Annotated in this window: 16 protein-coding genes and 1 tRNA gene; 6 read left to right on the top strand and 11 right to left on the bottom strand. The window is 63.0% G+C overall.

All coding sequences use genetic code 11. The features are described 5' to 3' along the window. Window positions 1-217: 217 nt before the first annotated feature. Window positions 218-748 carry a gamma carbonic anhydrase family protein gene (locus AC1DDS_RS17885; protein ID WP_477480116.1) on the top strand — a complete coding sequence of 177 codons (531 nt, stop codon included), beginning with the start codon at window positions 218-220 and terminating at the stop codon, window positions 746-748. Between the two features lie 97 nt (window positions 749-845). Here the strand turns inward: AC1DDS_RS17885 and AC1DDS_RS17890 are convergent, their stop codons facing one another. Genes AC1DDS_RS17890 through AC1DDS_RS17900 form a run of 3 tightly spaced genes read right to left on the bottom strand, consistent with a single transcriptional unit; the run spans window position 846 to window position 3005 of the window. Continuing rightward, the gene (locus AC1DDS_RS17890) at window positions 846-1241 is read right to left on the bottom strand and encodes a Fur family transcriptional regulator (protein ID WP_477480117.1); all 396 of its coding nucleotides are present in this window, start codon (window positions 1239-1241) and stop codon (window positions 846-848) included. After that, the gene (locus AC1DDS_RS17895; RefSeq protein ID WP_477480118.1) at window positions 1238-2071 is read right to left on the bottom strand and encodes a metal ABC transporter permease; all 834 of its coding nucleotides are present in this window, start codon (window positions 2069-2071) and stop codon (window positions 1238-1240) included. The genes AC1DDS_RS17890 and AC1DDS_RS17895 overlap by 4 nt, the downstream gene beginning before the upstream one ends. Further along, window positions 2064-3005: an ATP-binding cassette domain-containing protein gene (locus tag AC1DDS_RS17900; protein ID WP_477480119.1), complete on the bottom strand. Its 942-nt coding sequence runs from the start codon at window positions 3003-3005 to the stop codon at window positions 2064-2066. The genes AC1DDS_RS17895 and AC1DDS_RS17900 overlap by 8 nt, the downstream gene beginning before the upstream one ends. Window positions 3006-3105: 100 nt before the next feature. Here AC1DDS_RS17900 and znuA point away from each other — a divergent pair, with 100 nt between their 5' ends. Further along, the gene (gene znuA, locus AC1DDS_RS17905; RefSeq protein WP_477480120.1) at window positions 3106-4050 is read left to right on the top strand and encodes a zinc ABC transporter substrate-binding protein ZnuA; all 945 of its coding nucleotides are present in this window, start codon (window positions 3106-3108) and stop codon (window positions 4048-4050) included. Window positions 4051-4807: 757 nt separating this feature from the next. Next, window positions 4808-6934 carry a M10 family metallopeptidase gene (locus AC1DDS_RS17910; RefSeq protein WP_477480121.1) on the top strand — a complete coding sequence of 709 codons (2127 nt, stop codon included), beginning with the start codon at window positions 4808-4810 and terminating at the stop codon, window positions 6932-6934. A gap of 91 nt (window positions 6935-7025) precedes the next feature. On the opposite strand, the gene tig is transcribed toward AC1DDS_RS17910, so the two are convergent. From tig to AC1DDS_RS17935, 5 genes are all read right to left on the bottom strand, one after another. Next, window positions 7026-8501, bottom strand: a complete 1476-nt coding sequence (gene tig, locus AC1DDS_RS17915; protein ID WP_477480122.1) for a trigger factor — start codon at window positions 8499-8501, stop codon at window positions 7026-7028. Window positions 8502-8764: 263 nt separating this feature from the next. Continuing rightward, a tRNA-Leu gene (locus tag AC1DDS_RS17920) sits at window positions 8765-8848 on the bottom strand. A gap of 187 nt (window positions 8849-9035) precedes the next feature. After that, window positions 9036-9575, bottom strand: coding sequence for a GDYXXLXY domain-containing protein (locus AC1DDS_RS17925; protein ID WP_477480123.1), 540 nt, complete (start codon window positions 9573-9575; stop codon window positions 9036-9038). Beyond that, window positions 9566-10732, bottom strand: a complete 1167-nt coding sequence (locus tag AC1DDS_RS17930) for a DUF2157 domain-containing protein (RefSeq protein ID WP_477480124.1) — start codon at window positions 10730-10732, stop codon at window positions 9566-9568. Before AC1DDS_RS17930 ends, AC1DDS_RS17925 begins: the two co-directional genes overlap by 10 nt. Window positions 10733-11520: 788 nt before the next feature. Beyond that, on the bottom strand, window positions 11521-11688 hold the full coding sequence (locus AC1DDS_RS17935) for a hypothetical protein (RefSeq protein WP_477480125.1): 168 nt from the start codon (window positions 11686-11688) through the stop codon (window positions 11521-11523). Between the two features lie 111 nt (window positions 11689-11799). Between AC1DDS_RS17935 and AC1DDS_RS17940 the strand changes: the two genes are divergently transcribed. The 3 genes from AC1DDS_RS17940 (at window position 11800) to trmFO (ending at window position 13929) form a co-directional block, all read left to right on the top strand. Continuing rightward, window positions 11800-11943 carry a DUF1127 domain-containing protein gene (locus AC1DDS_RS17940; protein WP_108002957.1) on the top strand — a complete coding sequence of 48 codons (144 nt, stop codon included), beginning with the start codon at window positions 11800-11802 and terminating at the stop codon, window positions 11941-11943. Window positions 11944-12244: 301 nt separating this feature from the next. Next, window positions 12245-12388 carry a DUF1127 domain-containing protein gene (locus AC1DDS_RS17945; RefSeq protein ID WP_310421172.1) on the top strand — a complete coding sequence of 48 codons (144 nt, stop codon included), beginning with the start codon at window positions 12245-12247 and terminating at the stop codon, window positions 12386-12388. 125 nt (window positions 12389-12513) lie between these two features. Continuing rightward, complete coding sequence (gene trmFO, locus AC1DDS_RS17950) at window positions 12514-13929, top strand: methylenetetrahydrofolate--tRNA-(uracil(54)-C(5))-methyltransferase (FADH(2)-oxidizing) TrmFO (protein WP_477480126.1); 1416 nt, start codon at window positions 12514-12516, stop codon at window positions 13927-13929. Window positions 13930-13977: 48 nt separating this feature from the next. Here the strand turns inward: trmFO and AC1DDS_RS17955 are convergent, their stop codons facing one another. The 3 genes from AC1DDS_RS17955 to AC1DDS_RS17965 all read right to left on the bottom strand — a co-directional run bounded on the left by AC1DDS_RS17955 (window position 13978) and on the right by AC1DDS_RS17965 (window position 15916). Then, the gene (locus tag AC1DDS_RS17955; RefSeq protein ID WP_477480127.1) at window positions 13978-14433 is read right to left on the bottom strand and encodes a hypothetical protein; all 456 of its coding nucleotides are present in this window, start codon (window positions 14431-14433) and stop codon (window positions 13978-13980) included. Window positions 14434-14608: 175 nt separating this feature from the next. Continuing rightward, window positions 14609-15496, bottom strand: coding sequence for a phytoene/squalene synthase family protein (locus AC1DDS_RS17960; RefSeq protein WP_477480128.1), 888 nt, complete (start codon window positions 15494-15496; stop codon window positions 14609-14611). Between the two features lie 33 nt (window positions 15497-15529). Next, window positions 15530-15916 carry an Mth938-like domain-containing protein gene (locus AC1DDS_RS17965; RefSeq protein WP_310421272.1) on the bottom strand — a complete coding sequence of 129 codons (387 nt, stop codon included), beginning with the start codon at window positions 15914-15916 and terminating at the stop codon, window positions 15530-15532. Window positions 15917-15918: the final 2 nt, after the last annotated feature.

Consider the following 15918-nt stretch of genomic DNA (forward strand, 5'->3'; position numbering starts at 1 on the left):
GATCCGTCCGCGTCCCTCGTCGATATCGTTGCCAGATCGCGACCGCCCGCGTCATCGCGCGCCAGCTGCCGTCCTGCCCGAGAAAATGGTTTCGCGCCGCTCATAGCGCAAGGAGGGCTAAAAAACCACCCTCGCCGCCTTCACGGCTAGGCCGCGTGCCGCTGGAGGATGTTAGAGTGCACCGACAGAATCGGAACGACCGCCTGAGGAGTTTTTCATGTCGCTCTACGCACTCGGTAACCACGTCCCCACCCTGCCCGCCGACGACCGCTACTGGGTCGCGCCGGACGCGCAGGTGATCGGCAAGGTGGTGGTCGGCGAGGATGTCGGCATCTGGTTCGGCGCGGTCCTGCGCGGCGACAACGAGCCGATCACGCTCGGTGCCGGCACCAACATCCAGGAAAACACCGTCATCCACACTGACCCCGGCAAGCCGGTGACGATCGGCAAAGGCTGCACGATCGGCCACGGCGCAATCATCCACGGCTGCACTATCGGCGACAACTCCCTGATCGGTATGGGCGCGACGGTGCTCAACGGCGCCGTGATCGGCAACAACTGCCTCGTCGGCGCCGGTGCGCTGGTGACGGAAGGCAAGGTGTTTCCCGACAACTCGCTGATCGTCGGCTCGCCGGCCCGTGTCGTGCGCACGCTCGACGAGGCGGCGATCGAGGGGCTGAAGACGTCGGCCGAAAGCTATGTCCGGAACTGGAAGCGCTTCAGGGCGGAGCTGCGCCGGCTCGACTGAAGGACGCGCCCGCCCATGCAGGTCTCCGAAATGGGGGACCCGGTTTGGGACCAAGGCGTGCACGAAGAGAAGCATGGCGCGGAAAGAACGCTCCGCATCAGGCGCAGCCGGTGCAGTGCCCGCGAACCTCGATGGTGGCCTTGCCGGGCCTGAAACCGTGATCGCGGGCAAAGGCGGCAAGCCGCTCCTCGATCAGGTGGTCGTGGAACTCCGTCACCTTGCCGCAGGCTTCGCAGATGGTGAAGGCGGTCAGGCCGTGCGTGCAGCAGCCCTGATGCGGATGGGCGCAGGCGACGAAGGCGCTGATGCTCTCCAGCCGATGGACGAGGCCGAACTCCTGCAGCTTGTCGAGGGCCCGGTAGACCTGCAGTGGGGCCCGAAAGCCGTCGTCACGCAGCCTGTCGAGGATGGTGTAGGCGCTGAGCGGCGCTTCGGAGTGGGAGAGCGCGTCGAGGACGAGCGACTGGTTGCGGGTCAGCTGCGGGGTCGTCATCGGTCGCTCCCTCCAGATTGTGCCGCAGCGATGCCACCGCGTTCGCTGCGGCGCCACGGCAGCAGGCTGAGAAGGAAAATCACGAGCGCCGCGACGACGATCGAGGGGCCGGACGGCGTGTCGAACTTCAACGAACCGAACAGTCCGCCGGCAACCGCGACGGCGCCGAGCAGCGAGGCGAGCACGGCCATGATCTCCGGGCTGGCGGAGAAGCGGCGCGCGGTGGCGGCGGGGATGATCAGCAGCGCGGTGATCAGCAGGATCCCGACGATCTTCATGGCGATGGCGATCACCAGGGCCATCAGCAGCATAAAGGCCAGCCGCGCCCGTTCCGGCTCCAGTCCCTCGGCGGCGGCGAGTTCCGGGTTGACCGTCGAGGCGATCAGCGGCCGCCAGAGATAGATGATCGTGAAGAGAACGAGAATGCCGCCGCCCCAGACGAGGCTGACGTCCGCCGGCGTCACCGCAAGAATGTCGCCGAACAGGAAACCGACGAGATCGATCCGCACCCAGGTCATGAAGGACACGATAACGAGCCCGGTCGCAAGCGTCGCGTGCGAGAGAATGCCGAGCAGCGCGTCGGTGGACAGCGAGCCCCGCTTTTGCAGCAGCAGCAGCACGATCGACACGGTCGCGGCCACAGCAAAGACGCTGACCGTCAGGTTCAACTGAAACAGCAGCGACAGCGCCACCCCGAGCAACGCCGAATGCGCCATCGTGTCGCCGAAATAGGCCATGCGCCGCCAGATGACGAAACAGCCGAGCGGACCGGTGGTGAGCGCCAACCCGATGCCGGCAAGCAGGGCGCGGGTGAAGAAGTCGTCAAGCATCGCGCCGCTCCGGCAGATTGTCCCCGCCCGTTGCGGCGGCGTTAGACTGGTCCTGCCCGCAACCGCAGTCTGGCCCGTGCGCGTGCACGATGCGCATCGGCCCGGCGCGTGCGGCGGCACCGGCGTCCTGATGATGGTGGCCGTCGGCGGGGTGGCAATGGTCAGTGACGGAGCCGTCGGCGTGCAGCACGCGGCCGTCCGGCAGATGGGTGTGATCGTGATGATGACTGTAGAAAGCCAGCATCTGGCTGGCCCGCGCGCCGAAGAGGCGCAGATATTCCGGACTCTCACGCACCGCTTCCGGCGTGCCGCGGCAGCAGACGTGACCATTGAGACAGATGACGGTGTCCGTTTCGGCCATCACGACATGCAAATCGTGGGAAATGAGCAGGATGCCGCAGCCGGTGGTGTTGCGGATCGTCTTGATCAGATCATAGAGCGCGATCTCGCCGGCGAAATCGACTCCCTGCACCGGCTCGTCAAGCACCAGCAGGTCAGGCTTTCGAGCGATGGCGCGCGCCAGCAGCGCGCGCTGGAACTCACCACCGGACAGATGCTGCACCTCGGCACGGGCGAGATGGCGGATGCCTGTCGCCTCGAGCGCGGCATCGATCTCGCGGTCTCGCAGCGACGAGGTCAGCGTCATCAGACGGTCGACCGTCAGTGGCATGGTCCAGTCGATCGCGAGCTTTTGCGGAACATAGCCGACGCGAAGGTTCGCCAAGCGCGAGACGTGACCTTCGTCCGGCCGGGCCACGCCGATGGCCAGCTTGGCCGTCGTCGACTTTCCCGAGCCGTTCGGTCCGATCAGGGTGACGATCTCGCCGCGGGAGATGGAAAAGTCCACCCCGCGCACCAGCCACCGGCCTTGCCGGTGCATTCCAGCGCCGGACAAGGCGACCAGCGGTGTGGCTTGAACGTTGGTTTGCAGCATGAAATCGTCCGCGGATTGGGTTGCCCTATTGCTATGGCACACGTTATACCATAACGCAACAAATGTAATAACATTACATCACTCAATGGAGACCTCCCCAATGAGGCTTGCGCCCACCCTGTTCCTTTCGGCCGCGCTGCTTGCTGGTAATTATGGTGTCGCGCGGGCCGACACCCCAAATGTGGTCGTCTCCGTCAAGCCGATCCATTCTCTCGTCGCTTCGATCATGCAGGGCGTCGGCGAACCAAAGCTGATCGTCGAGGGCGCCGCGTCTCCCCATACCTATTCGATGAAGCCGTCCAATGCGGCAGCGCTACAGGACGCCGATATCGTGTTCTGGGTTGGACACGGCCTCGAAGCCTTCCTCGAAAAACCGCTACAGGCTTTGGCAAGCGGAGCGACGATCATCGAACTCGAAGATGCGCCGGGCCTGACGAAACTGAAGTTCCGCGAGGGTGGCGCCTTCGAGACCGACGACCACGCCGGTGAAGATCATGGTGAGCATGAGCATGCGCACGAAGACGGCTTCGATGCGCATCTTTGGCTGGATCCGATGAACGCCATGGCCATGGCCGCAGCGATCGAAAAGACGCTCTCGGCGCAGGATCCGGCGAATGCAGTCACCTATCAGACAAACCTGTCGGCGCTGAATGCCAACATCGCATCACTCGACAAGGAGGTCGCCGAAACAATCGCTCCAGTGAAGGACAAGCCGTTCATCGTCTTCCACGACGCCTACCAATATTTCGAGCATCGCTACGGCGTGCGTGCCGTCGGCTCCATCACGGTCAGCCCGGAAACGATGCCGGGCGCAGAGCGGCTCTCGCAGATCCGGCAAAAGGTCAGCGAACTCGGCGCCAGCTGCATCTTTGCCGAGCCGCAGTTCGAGCCCAAATTGATCAATGTCGTGATGGAAGGAACACAGGCCAGGTCGGGCGTTCTCGATCCTGAAGGAGCGACGTTGGCTGCGGGCCCAAATCTCTACATCGACTTGATGCGCGCCATGGCAACTTCCTTGAGGCAGTGCCTTGGGTCGGGCAGCTGAATTGCAACTGCGCCCAGCGGCGCGCCTGCCGCCGGCCGGCCAGGCATGCGACCGCCCGCGGTTGGCAGGTAAGGTCGGCGAAATGGATGCCTGCCGCTTCGCTGCAGGAACGCTGTGGCGCGGACCAACCAAACGCATAGGTTTATTGTAGGCCCACCTAATTTATCGTAGCCTCGGATCTGGTTGCAGCAGTCGGGATGGAGTACGCGGCAAGACTGTACCGCACAAGACTGCTGTGTTCACAACGGAGGAGCAAAGCACGACGCCAGGTGTGCGAAATTCGAACATCACGATGACCATCGCGCTGGAGGTGCAGCGATAGTGTAGAGTGAGATGGATCATCAGTCCCGGGCCGTTGGTTCCCAATAGCGCCCCGCCTCACTCACAAATCTCAACACATATGTGAAGTTCAAACGCCGCCAAGTGTCGTTCTGCGTGCTGCGGCGAAGGAGGAATCATGACCGCCAGAGCGCGACTGCACTCGATATTTTTGGAAACACCGCTGGACAGCGATCCGATTGCCTCTCTTTCCGAGAACTCCTGGCTCAAGACTGCCCTGGCATACCACAGCGAAGGTACGGCGTATCCTTCGCAGGCGATCCAGGCGCTCTTTGGGACTGCCTTGTCGCCAGCGCTCTGGCAAACCGCGATTGGCCGAACCGCAGAAACCCACAGCGTGGGTGGTTGGTCGGAGGCTACCGCTTACCAAAGCCCCGCCGCCAACCCCTCTGCCACGCAGGAGAATGGCGCAGCGTCCATGACGACGTCAGTGGCCTCCACAGGCAATGCAATTATCGACGGTCTACTCAGCGGGGTCCGCTGGAATGAGGCATCGATCACCTACAGCGACACCGATTCTCCGTCCGACTACCCCTCCGGCTACGTGGTTGATGATGATGCCAACGGGGTCAGCGCCCAGTTCCAAGACTTCTCGCAACTGACAGCTGCGCAAAGGCGCGCCTTCCATGCCGCCCTGGACACGACGCAATATTCGCAGCTTGCCGGTGCGACCGGGCTGTCTGTGGAAGGCTTCACCAAGCTGGACATCAGCTATGCCGGCTCGGGCGCCGGCGGCGCGACGATTCGAGCAGCAAACTCTGGCGATGCCGCCACCGCCTATGCCTTCTATCCCGACAATGATCCGCATGGCGGCGACGCGTTCTACGGCAATGCCTATGACGGAACCTCCAACAGCTTCAAGACTCCGATCGCCGGCAACTATGGATGGCATGGCGTGTTGCATGAGCTTGGGCATGCACTGGGCCTGAAACACGGCCAGGAGGCGGGTGGCCCGGGCGACACCGCCCTGCCCGCGGCGTACAATTCGCTGGAATTCAGCGTCATGACCTATCCAAGTTTCATCGGCGACACGACCGATGGCTATGACTACGAACCGTTCGGCGCACCGCAAACATTCATGATGGCCGACATACTCGCCCTGCAGACGATGTACGGCGCCGATTTCACGGCCAATGGCGGTAACACCGTCTATTCCTGGGACCCGTCGAGCGGCAACTTCTATGTCGACGGCGAGCTGGCGATCGCGCCCGGTGCCAATCGGGTTTTCTCGACGATCTGGGACGGAAACGGCATCGATACCTATGACCTGTCCAACTACGCGACACCACTACGGATCAATCTGCAGCCCGGTGCGAGCTCGACCTTTTCGGCCGCCCAGCTCGCCTATCTGGGTGGCGGGCCGAACGACGGCTTTGCCCGCGGCAACGTGTTCAATGCCTTCCAGTTCGAAGGGGATCCGCGCTCCCTGATCGAGAATGCCAATGGCGGCTCGAACAACGACTCCATGACCGGCAATGCCATTGCCAACGTGCTGCGCGGCAATGGCGGTGCCGACCGGCTCGACGGCGGGGCCGGCAACGATACGCTCTATGGCGGCGACGATGACGACACGATCCAGGGCGGATCCGGTGTCGACCGCGCGTTCGGTAACAACGGGAACGATCGCTTCTACATCACCGCCGGTTGGACCGGTGGCGTGGGCGAAAGCTTCAACGGCGGCGCGGGCACAGACACGTTCGACGCGTCGGCGGTGACCACTGCAGGGTTCAATGCTTCCATCAACCTCGACACGGGCGTGTTCGCCCCTTCGCAAGGTGGCGGCGGCATAAGCCTCTCCAGCGTCGAAGTCGCCATCTCGGGCAGCGGCAATGACACCCTGACCGGATCGGATGGCGCCAACCGGCTTCGCTCCGGCGACGGCAACGACAAACTCTTCGGCCTTGCAGCCGATGACTGGCTGATGGGGGATACCGGCGACGACCTGCTAATCGGTGGTACAGGTGCCGACACGCTCGACGGCGGTGCCGGCCGCGACACGGCTTCCTATGCCCAGGCCGCGCGGGGCGTGACAGCGAGCCTGGCGAATGCTGCGCTCAATGCTGGCGAAGCAGCCGGCGACAGCTTTCGCAATATCGAAAACCTCGTGGGGTCGGCATTCGGCGACCAGCTCTATGGACGATCCGACGCCAACAACATCAGCGGCGGCCGCGGCAACGACCTGATCTCCGGAGCTGGCGGAAACGACCTCATGACAGGCGGAGCCGGAGCGGACACCTTCCTTTTCAACACCGCGATCGACGGGACGGCGAATGTGGACAGGATCACCGATTTCTCGGTGCCGAGCGACACGATACGGTTGGAGAATGCCATCTTCGCCGCGCTCGGGTCCGGTGTGCTGGCCGCATCCGCGTTTCGGGCGAACACCAGCGGGCTGGCCGCGGACGCCTCCGACCACATCATCTACGAGACCGATGCGGGCCGTCTGTACTACGATTCCAACGGCAATGAGAGCGGCGGGCGCACGCAGTTCGCCTCGCTGTCACCGGGCCTGGAGCTGACGCACCTGGACTTCATGGTGGTCTGACCCGTTCCAGTTCGCCACGATTACCCAGCCCGACAAAGGAAAAGGCCGCCCTGACGGGCGGCCTTTCCAATTCCATCACGATCGCTCGAGATTACTCGGCGCTGTCGTCCGCAGCCTTCTTCTTGGCCGGAGCCTTCTTCTTCGGAGCGGCTTCCTCGCCCTCAGCGGCCTCGGCCTTGGCGGCAGCCTTCTTCTTCGGGGCCTTCTTGTCTTCCGACTTGCCTTCCTCGGCTTCGTCGTCAGTCATCAGCTCTTCCTTCGAAACGGTCTTGTCCGTCACGGCAACCTGGCCCAGCAGGTGGTCGACGACCTTTTCCTCGAACAGCGGCGCGCGCAGCGATGCGGAAGCGCCTGGCGTGTTGCGGAAGTAGTCGAGGATCTGCTTTTCCTGGCCGGGGAACTGGCGCAGCTGCTCAAACAGCGAACGCTGCATTTCCTCGTCGGACACTTCGACGCCGGCCTTCTCGCCGATCTCGGAGAGAACGAGGCCGAGGCGGACGCGGCGCTCGGCGAGCTTGCGATACTCGTCGCGGGCTTCCTCTTCGGTCGTGTCCTCATCGGCGAAGGTCTTGCCGGCCTGCTGCAGGTCGGTGTTGATCTGGCGCCAGATGTTCTCGAACTCGGCGTCGACCAGGCGCTGCGGCGTGTCGAACTTGTACATCTCGTCCAGCTGGTCGAGAATCTGGCGCTTGACCTTCTGGCGGGTGACCGAACCGAACTGGCCCTCGATCTGGCCGCGAACGACTTCGCGCAGGCGATCGACCGATTCGAGGCCGAGCTTCGTGGCGAGTTCGTCGTCGATCTTCAGCTCGGCCGGAGCGGCGACGTCCTTGACCTTGATGTCGAAGGTGGCTTCCTTGCCGGCGAGATGGGCGGCCGGGTAGTCGGCCGGGAAGGTCACGGTGATGACCTTTTCGTCACCTGCCTTGAGGCCGACCAGTTGGTCCTCGAAGCCCGGGATGAAGCGGTTGGAACCGATGACCAGCTCGGCGTCCTCGTCCTTGCCGCCGTCGAAGGCTTCGCCGTCGACCTTGCCGAGGTAGTCCATGGTGACGCGGTCGCCGTTTTCGGCCTTGCCCTTCTTGCTTTCGTAAGTGCGGGCGCTTTCGGCGATCTTCAGGATCTGGTCATCGACTTCCTGGTCGGCGATCTCGACGACTTCGCGGGTGACCTTGATGCCGGAGGCATCCTTCAGCTCGATGGCCGGGATGATCTCGTAGGACAGGGTGAACTCGAAATCCGCCTGGGCGGCGAGGATCTTCTCGGCCTCGGCCTGATCCTCGGTCATGGCGATTTCCGGCTGGGTTGCCGACTTTTCGCCACGCTCGGACAGAATCGCCGTCGGCCGCTCGCGAATGATCTCGTTGACGAGATCGGCCATGATCGACTTGCCGTAGACCTTCTTCAGGTGGGCGACCGGAACCTTGCCGGGACGGAACCCGTTGATGCGAACGCGATCCTTGGCATCTGCCAGGCGCTCGTTCATCTGAGCTTCCATATCCTTGGCCGGAATGACGACCTTGAGTTCGCGCTTCAGCCCTTCAGCGAGCGTTTCGATTACCTGCATGTTCAAACCTTCGTTTCGATATGGCGGTGCCCCGGCCGGAACCGGTCCTTTGGCGGGCACCCCTCCGGGTCCATTTGCCGGGAGTGGCTTTACTGTTATCGGTGGCCTTTTGGCAAGCAAAATGGCGCTCCCGCGCACGATCCGCCCGTCGAATTTGCGTTCGATGGATCCTCGTGCGCCAAATTCCAGGCCATGCCGCGCCTCCTTCCGAGGCCGGACATCACTCTTCGGGCAAGGCGCAGTATGCCAGGCCTGAGCGCTTCTGGTGCGGGTAGAGAGACTCGAACTCCCACGCTTTTGGCGCTTGGACCTAAACCAAGTGCGTCTACCAATTCCGCCATACCCGCGTTCAGAAAGCCGCATCAGCGGTTTTGCCGTCCGGCGCCCAAGATAGGCGCGCCTCCTGAGCGCGGCGTCTCTATAGCACCCGTTTGGCAGGTATCAAAGCAAAAATGTGACCGAGAAGGCACATGGCGCCGGTTGTCCCACGAAGCTGGGAAATCACCGGAAATTCACTCGAAAACCACGGTGATCTCAATAGAGAGGCTCGTCGTAGACCGGTTTGCCGTCCAGCAAGATCTGCCGGATCTGCATCCTGCCGGCCGACGACACGCGCGCGGCAACTTCGAGCGCCTGCGCATTCCGAGCCTCCTCGAGCACCCTGCCCTCGCCCTCCGGGACGTAATAGCGCTCGATCCCGTAGGAGACAAAAATCGACTCGGGCACTTCGCCTTCAGCACCGGGATAGTAGTCGAAGGGCAAGGTGCGCGCGACGACGCTGCCGGGCTGTTCCGGCAGGGAACCGAACGACGCCTGGCTTGCACTCCATAGCCCATCGGCACCCGGCACGAGCCGGACCGCCATCGTCTGGCGCCCGGCCGTCTTCGGCGTCTCGCCAACGATCATCGACCGGTCGATCGTCGAGATCGCATAGCCGAGCGTCACGTAATCGCCCCTCAGAAGGTCGCGCGGATCGATCGGCACGGTTTTCAAGCGCACATCCACGCCGTTCCGCAGAATCGACGCCCGGCTTTCGACCATGTAGCCGAGAACAGCCGTCTGGATCAGGGCCACGAGCACGGCCGCCAGCAAGGGAGAAATGCGCAGGATCGAAACGGGTTTGTTCCTTGCCCTGCCTCCATATTGCTGCGGCCGGCGAAACGCCGCTCCAGGCGAATGACGATCCAGGCGATCGCCGCCACCACCAGGCCGGAGATGAGAAAGAACCCGGAAGTCCCGAGAATGGAGCCGAGCGTCTCCGACGCCAGGTAGAGCGCTTCCACCGCGAAGGCTGCATAGGCGAGATAGCGCACGGCACCATTGTCGCGTCCGGACAGGGCAATGCCTCCGATGGCCGCGGCCAGCGTCACGATGCCGAGGGCCAGCCGCTCGCCGACGCTGTTCGTCTCAAGGTGCAGAATGGCAAGGCCGATCAGCAGCAGCAAGAAGGCATAGAAGGCCGGCGCTGCTCCCGCACCTGCGGCCAGCGGCCGAAGCGGCGATTCCTTAAGCGTGGCCAGCAGGTAACACACGCCGCCAACGCCGGCGATCGTCAAAGCCGTCGCGGGACTCTCGTACTCTCCATAGAGGAGCAGGACCCACGCCATCATCAGGAGATAGGCGAGATGGCGCGCCCGTGATGCGCCGGTGAAGCGCACGAGACCGATCACGACGAGCGCCATAACGGGCATCAGCCAGAGCAGCAGCCTGTCATCCATGCCGAAGCTGTCGGACCACTCCACGCCGGCCACCACAAAGGCGAGGAAACCACAGACCACCGTGGCCGCGATCGAGCGATAGAGCAAGGCTGCGACCACGGCACCGGCAAACCAGACGAGAGAGGCCTCGGTCGCATCGCCAGAGAGATGGTACATCTGGCCGACGAGTGCGATCGCGCCACCGAAAAGCAAAAGACCGGCGACGAGAACGGCCTCGGACAGACGCAGCGCGTCGCGATTGCGAAGCAAGGCGGCCACCAGATGGGCAGACCAGATCAGCGCGACGATGCCGATGAGCCTGGCGACGCGCGGTATTGCCTCCCAGTTCGCCGCGATCAGCAGCAGCACCGCACCGCCCAGCAGCAGCGCCGCGATCACCATCAGCACGCGGCCGAGACTGAACGAGCTCTCGCGCTGGTCATACTCGGCCAGAAGCCTGCCGGCCGTAATCTGGTCGATCAGACCCTTTTCGGCCCATACCCCAAGGTCCCGCTCCAATCGTCCCCGATACATCGATGCCCAGTCCTTCCCGATAGCAGAAATTGGCGGCGCTCAGCCGCCTCTCATTGCCGGCCAGACTAGCGCGCAAGCAGCAAACGATACAACTGCAGCGGAAAGCATGGATGTCGCTTTCTTCACCGTAAATTAGGGCCATTCCTTGCTTCAATGCCAGACGCAAGCTCATCGACCCTGCAAGCCTCCCGGTGGCATGCGCCTGACGCATACCATCCATGCCCATATTGCACTGCACAAATCGGAACCACCGGACTATATTCAAAACATCGGATCGGGAATGATCCGAAGCCGCAGGAAACCAGGCGCCGCAGGGCGACGGAAGAAGCGGCGAAATGGCACCGGCCAGCCATCTGGATATCCAGAAAGGCCCGTCCGCTGAACAGGCGGTCGACAGAATTCGGTGCGGCGCACTCCTCCTCCCAGTGCCGCCCCGATACGATTGGCAACACTCCTCCTCCCAGTTGCCAATCACCCTTAATGACGCCCGCCGGATCTCCTCCCCCGGCGGGCGTTGTTGATTCCGCCCTTGCCCATTGCTCACGATACATCGCAGCGGCCGCGGCCAGGTCAATTCACCCACCATTTCAGTCATGTCATTCATGTATCTGCCCAATTCCGATTCCAGGGGGCGACGTGGCTGCGACATTATTGCATGGGTGCCATTCACCATTGCCCCTTTAAACCGCCGCAGCCCGCCTCTATATAGCGGTCGTCAATCGGGCGACGCACTCCTCCTCCCAGCGAAGCCCGATGCGATTGGCAACACTCCTCCTCCCAGTTGCCAATCAAGATAGCGACGCCCGCCGGATCTCCTCCCCCGGCGGGTGTCGCGCTTTTTGCACCGCAACAAACAAAATACGGATCCCTGCCCCAAAGGGCGCGACATATGCGCGCCATTTGAGCAGAAATTTGTCATTTTTCAGCTTGACATGCGCGGCATGCATGACTGCCATTCGGCTTTGTCTCTGTCATTCGCACGCTGCTCAGCCTATATTCCAACCATCAGATCAGGGCGACGCCAACAGAGGCTGCCAGCCCCCAGAACCCAGGAAAGGGGTACGACCATGAACCTCGCACGTTCCTTCAGCAATTGGCGCAAATACCGTCAGACCGTCTCCGAGCTCGGCCGCATGAGCGACCGCGAACTCAGCGACCTCGGCATCGGCCGTTCGGACATCCCGTACGTTGCCCGCCAGGCGATCAAGTAAGCCCGACAGACGGTCTTTGCGATCCACGTTTGTACGCCTTCCGGAGAAATCCGGGGGGCGTTTTTCTTTGCCGCCATACCGCAATGCAGCATCCACTTGTCGGTCGGCCCTTGCGCACTCAAAAACGTGCGGTTACAAGAACATATCGCCCAAACAACAGGCACGCACATTTGCTGTTCACTGCAATGCACAAATGCATGGCAGCTGCACTTTCTTTGCACTGCACAAACCAGGGCAAAGAGAGTAGATAGAGATCAACAACCGAGGACGAGATGTCCCGGTCAACCCTGAGGAGAAGAACATGAACCCGCTTCGCATTGCCAAGAACTGGATCAGCTACCGCCGTACCCTGAACGAACTCGGCAACCTGTCCAACCACACGCTGTCCGATATCGGCCTGACCCGCCACGACATCCGCAGCATCGCAGCCCGTTCCTTCCGCTAAGACAGCCGAATTCCGACGCTGCGGCCGAAAGGCGACGCGCGAGGAACGTATCAAACGGCACCATTCGGTGCCGTTTTTGATTCGGGCGATTGGAAGTGCCGCAGCCGCGTGATATGCACCCGCCCATGACGAACTCGACCTCCCACTCTCCAATCCATGTTGTCGGCGGCGGCCTCGCCGGTAGCGAAGCGGCATGGCAGATTGCCGAAAACGGCATCCCGGTCATCCTGCACGAAATGCGCGGCGTGCGCGGTACCGATGCGCACAAGACCGATGGGCTGGCAGAACTGGTCTGTTCCAACTCCTTTCGCTCGGACGACGCGACCAGCAACGCGGTCGGCGTGCTCCACGCCGAGATGCGGCTGGCGAACTCGCTGATCATGCGTGCGGCAGACGCAAACCAGGTTCCGGCCGGTGGGGCGCTCGCCGTCGACCGCGAAGGCTTTTCCGCGGCCGTCACCGCCGCGATCGAGGGCCACCCGCTCATCACGGTCGTGCGCGAGGAAATCACGGGATTGCCACCGGTCGAGTGGGACCAGGCGATCATCGCAACCGGGCCGCTGACGGCTCCGGGTCTTGCCGCCGCGATCCAGGAGCGCACGGGCGCTGATTCGTTGGCGTTCTTCGACGCCATCGCGCCGATCATTCACACCCACTCCATTGACATGGACATCTGCTGGCACCAATCGCGCTACGACAAGGTCGGGCCGGGCGGCACCGGCAAGGACTACATCAACTGCCCGATGGACGAGGTGCAGTACAACGCCTTCATCGACGCGTTGATCGCAGCCGACACGACCGGATTCAAGGAATGGGAGGGCACGCCCTATTTCGACGGCTGCCTGCCGATCGAGGTGATGGCGGAGCGTGGCCGGGAAACGCTGCGTCACGGCCCGATGAAGCCGATGGGCCTGACGAATGCCCACAACCCGACCGTCAAGCCCTATGCGGTGGTCCAGCTTCGGCAGGACAACGCGCTCGGCACGCTCTACAACATGGTCGGCTTCCAGACGAAACTGAAATACGGCGCGCAGGGCGAGATCTTCCGGCTGATTCCCGGCCTGGAGAACGCCGAATTCGCACGACTCGGCGGCCTTCACCGCAACACCTACCTGCAGTCCCCGATTTTGCTCGATCGCTCACTGACCCTGAAGGGTCGGCCGGGCCTGCGCTTTGCCGGACAGATCACCGGCTGCGAAGGCTATGTCGAAAGCGCAAGCATCGGTCTTTTGGCCGGTCGGTTTGCTGCCGCCGAACGTCGCGGCGAGACGCCGGCATTGCCGCCGGAGACGACTGCCTTCGGCGCGCTGCTCGGCCACATCACCGGCGGCCACATCGTGTCCGACGACGAACCGGGCAAGCGCTCGTTCCAGCCGATGAACATCAATTTCGGTCTGTTTCCCGAACTCGAACCCGGCAGCATCGTCAAGCCCGAGGGCATGAAGCGGTTTCGGGGCAAGGACAAGGCGATCGCCAAGAAGCAGGCGACCGCGGCGCGTGCGCTCGAGGCTTGCCGGCAGTGGTTGCAGGCCAGCCAATAATCGGGGGCAAGAAGCGCCGCATTGGGATGCAGCGTGCAGCGGCCATGATCAGGTGTCGGTGATCAGCGCTCGCGGAGTTTCCTCTATTTCCGCTGCCGGAAGCAGGCTTCCCAGCAGCCACAACGACACTTCGGCCGCCTCACCGCTCGTGCCAAATTCGAAAGTGCCGTTGTCCGAGGCGTTTCCGAGGAACTCCAGCATCAGCCCCTTGCCGCTGGCCGAATTGTGCACGCGCACCAGGCCGGGTTCGATCAAGTGACTGGTGAAATGCTGCCCATGCGCCCGCATGCAGCCGACCTTGCCGTCATGCAGCCGGAGAAACACGCTGTCGCCGTTCGCCGTGCTGATTACCTCGCGGATGGCCTCGTTCGGATAGGCCTGGCCGAATTCGAGGATCGCCAGACCCGTGTCGTTTGAGGCCCGTCTGGGCTCCTCGCGCCATTGCACGCGCATGAAGATATAGCCCGCAAGGAAAATGCAGGCGATTACGACGGTCCAGATCATCTTGCATCCTCCCGACGGCCGCGTTGGATCGGACCCGACATACACCACGTGGCTTGCGCCAATTTTGCGTGTGGCAGGATTTTCGGACGAAATAGACGACTGTGGGCTGATTAGAAGCACTCGGACGTCGACCCGCCGATTGGCAGGGCAACCGTCATGCCCCATCCGGGTACGTTCAGAAGGTGCCTGTTCGAAGCGCGCGCCACATCCACCACTGGCGGCGCCACTGCGCCGGCAGCAGCGTCCGCTCCAGCGCGTCTGCTCCTGCCCTTTCCGCCAACTTGAACACATGCGGGGCGATCGCAACCGGCAGGAACGCCGCTCGATTGGCTGGCGCAATCTCCCCGGCCACCCTAGCCTTGCGCAGGTGATCGCGTCCAAGGCCGGCGAAGGCCTCCACCGCGCTTGCAATGCGCGCACGATCCGTTCCGGCGAGGAGTTCTTCGGCGCTGAGCCCGGTTGCGGCAAGCAGGTCACCCGGTATGTAGACCTGCCCGCGGCGGCGATGGATCGGCAGCAGCAGAAGAAGGCCCGCGATCGCCTGCGCAACACCGGCATGGCCGGCGATCGTTGCCGATCGCTCCGCTCCGCCTGGATCGAGAACCAGGCTCGCAAGCTGGATCAACGCCGACGCGGTCTCGCCGGCATACCCTTCCAGCGCGCCCCGATCCGGCATCGGGTCGTCGTAGAGATCGAAGATGCGTGCCTCGATCATGTCGGTCAGCACCCGGACGGGCAGCCGGTGCTCGGAAATGCAATGAAGCAGGCCCGCCGCAAGCGGGTTCGCCTTGGCATCGCCTTCCCCGCGGCCCTCCAGCGTGTCTCGCCACCACTGCAGGCGGATCTCTCCCGGCAACGGCTCGTGAACAAGATCGCGGACGCGGGCGATTTCCGCGTTGAAGGCGTAAAGTGCGGCCAACGGTCCGCGCCGGTCCTGTGGCGCCAGCAGGCAGGCGAGATAGCGGTCGCGGTCGGTGTCGCGGAGGACCGAGAGGCAATGGGCGTAGTTCGCCTCGACAGGCGCCTTCCCGTCGCGCCCTTCCACTGGATGATGATGCTGCATTGGATCGTCCGGATGCCGTCGCGGGTTTGAATTCTAGACTGCGATCAGCGCCGCCGCGACGGCACGCGATTCGGCGAGCATGACATTGAAGGTGCGCACGGCGGCACCGGTCGACATCGGGTCGGCGCTTATCTGGTGCTCTCGAAGGATGGCGCGCAGTTCCTTGGAAAGCGGCTTGATCTCCAGTCCCGTGCCGACAAGCAGCACCTCGATTTCCGCCGCTTCGGCCAGGACCCGCTCGAGATCCGCCGCGGTCAAGGACTGCGCGTCCTGCTTGTCCCAGCCATAGATTCCCGAAGGCAGGAAGAGCACGGAACCGCGATGCGACATGTCGGCGAATCGAAAGCCACCATTGCCGTAAGCGTCGATCGGTGCGCGGCCGGGGAAATGCGCCTGTCGAATTTCGATGCCCTTTGCCATCG

The sequence above is a fragment of the Mycoplana sp. 10N416 genome (genome assembly GCF_056394765.1).

Bases quoted from the DNA above. Each gene is read 5' to 3' on its own strand.
- AC1DDS_RS17960 (WP_477480128.1), bottom strand. From the start codon at position 15,496: ATGCAGCATCATCATCCAGTGGAAGGGCGCGACGGGAAGGCGCCTGTC.
- AC1DDS_RS17910 (WP_477480121.1), top strand. From the start codon at position 4,808: ATGACGACGTCAGTGGCCTCCACAGGCAATGCAATTATCGACGGTCTA.
- AC1DDS_RS17890 (WP_477480117.1), bottom strand. From the start codon at position 1,241: ATGACGACCCCGCAGCTGACCCGCAACCAGTCGCTCGTCCTCGACGCG.
- AC1DDS_RS17965 (WP_310421272.1), bottom strand. From the start codon at position 15,916: ATGGCAAAGGGCATCGAAATTCGACAGGCGCATTTCCCCGGCCGCGCA.
- AC1DDS_RS17945 (WP_310421172.1), top strand. From the start codon at position 12,245: ATGAACCCGCTTCGCATTGCCAAGAACTGGATCAGCTACCGCCGTACC.
- AC1DDS_RS17895 (WP_477480118.1), bottom strand. From the start codon at position 2,071: ATGCTTGACGACTTCTTCACCCGCGCCCTGCTTGCCGGCATCGGGTTG.
- trmFO (WP_477480126.1), top strand. From the start codon at position 12,514: ATGACGAACTCGACCTCCCACTCTCCAATCCATGTTGTCGGCGGCGGC.
- AC1DDS_RS17900 (WP_477480119.1), bottom strand. From the start codon at position 3,005: ATGCTGCAAACCAACGTTCAAGCCACACCGCTGGTCGCCTTGTCCGGC.
- tig (WP_477480122.1), bottom strand. From the start codon at position 8,501: ATGCAGGTAATCGAAACGCTCGCTGAAGGGCTGAAGCGCGAACTCAAG.
- AC1DDS_RS17940 (WP_108002957.1), top strand. From the start codon at position 11,800: ATGAACCTCGCACGTTCCTTCAGCAATTGGCGCAAATACCGTCAGACC.
- AC1DDS_RS17935 (WP_477480125.1), bottom strand. From the start codon at position 11,688: ATGGCAGTCATGCATGCCGCGCATGTCAAGCTGAAAAATGACAAATTT.
- AC1DDS_RS17930 (WP_477480124.1), bottom strand. From the start codon at position 10,732: ATGTATCGGGGACGATTGGAGCGGGACCTTGGGGTATGGGCCGAAAAG.
- AC1DDS_RS17955 (WP_477480127.1), bottom strand. From the start codon at position 14,433: ATGATCTGGACCGTCGTAATCGCCTGCATTTTCCTTGCGGGCTATATC.
- znuA (WP_477480120.1), top strand. From the start codon at position 3,106: ATGAGGCTTGCGCCCACCCTGTTCCTTTCGGCCGCGCTGCTTGCTGGT.
- AC1DDS_RS17885 (WP_477480116.1), top strand. From the start codon at position 218: ATGTCGCTCTACGCACTCGGTAACCACGTCCCCACCCTGCCCGCCGAC.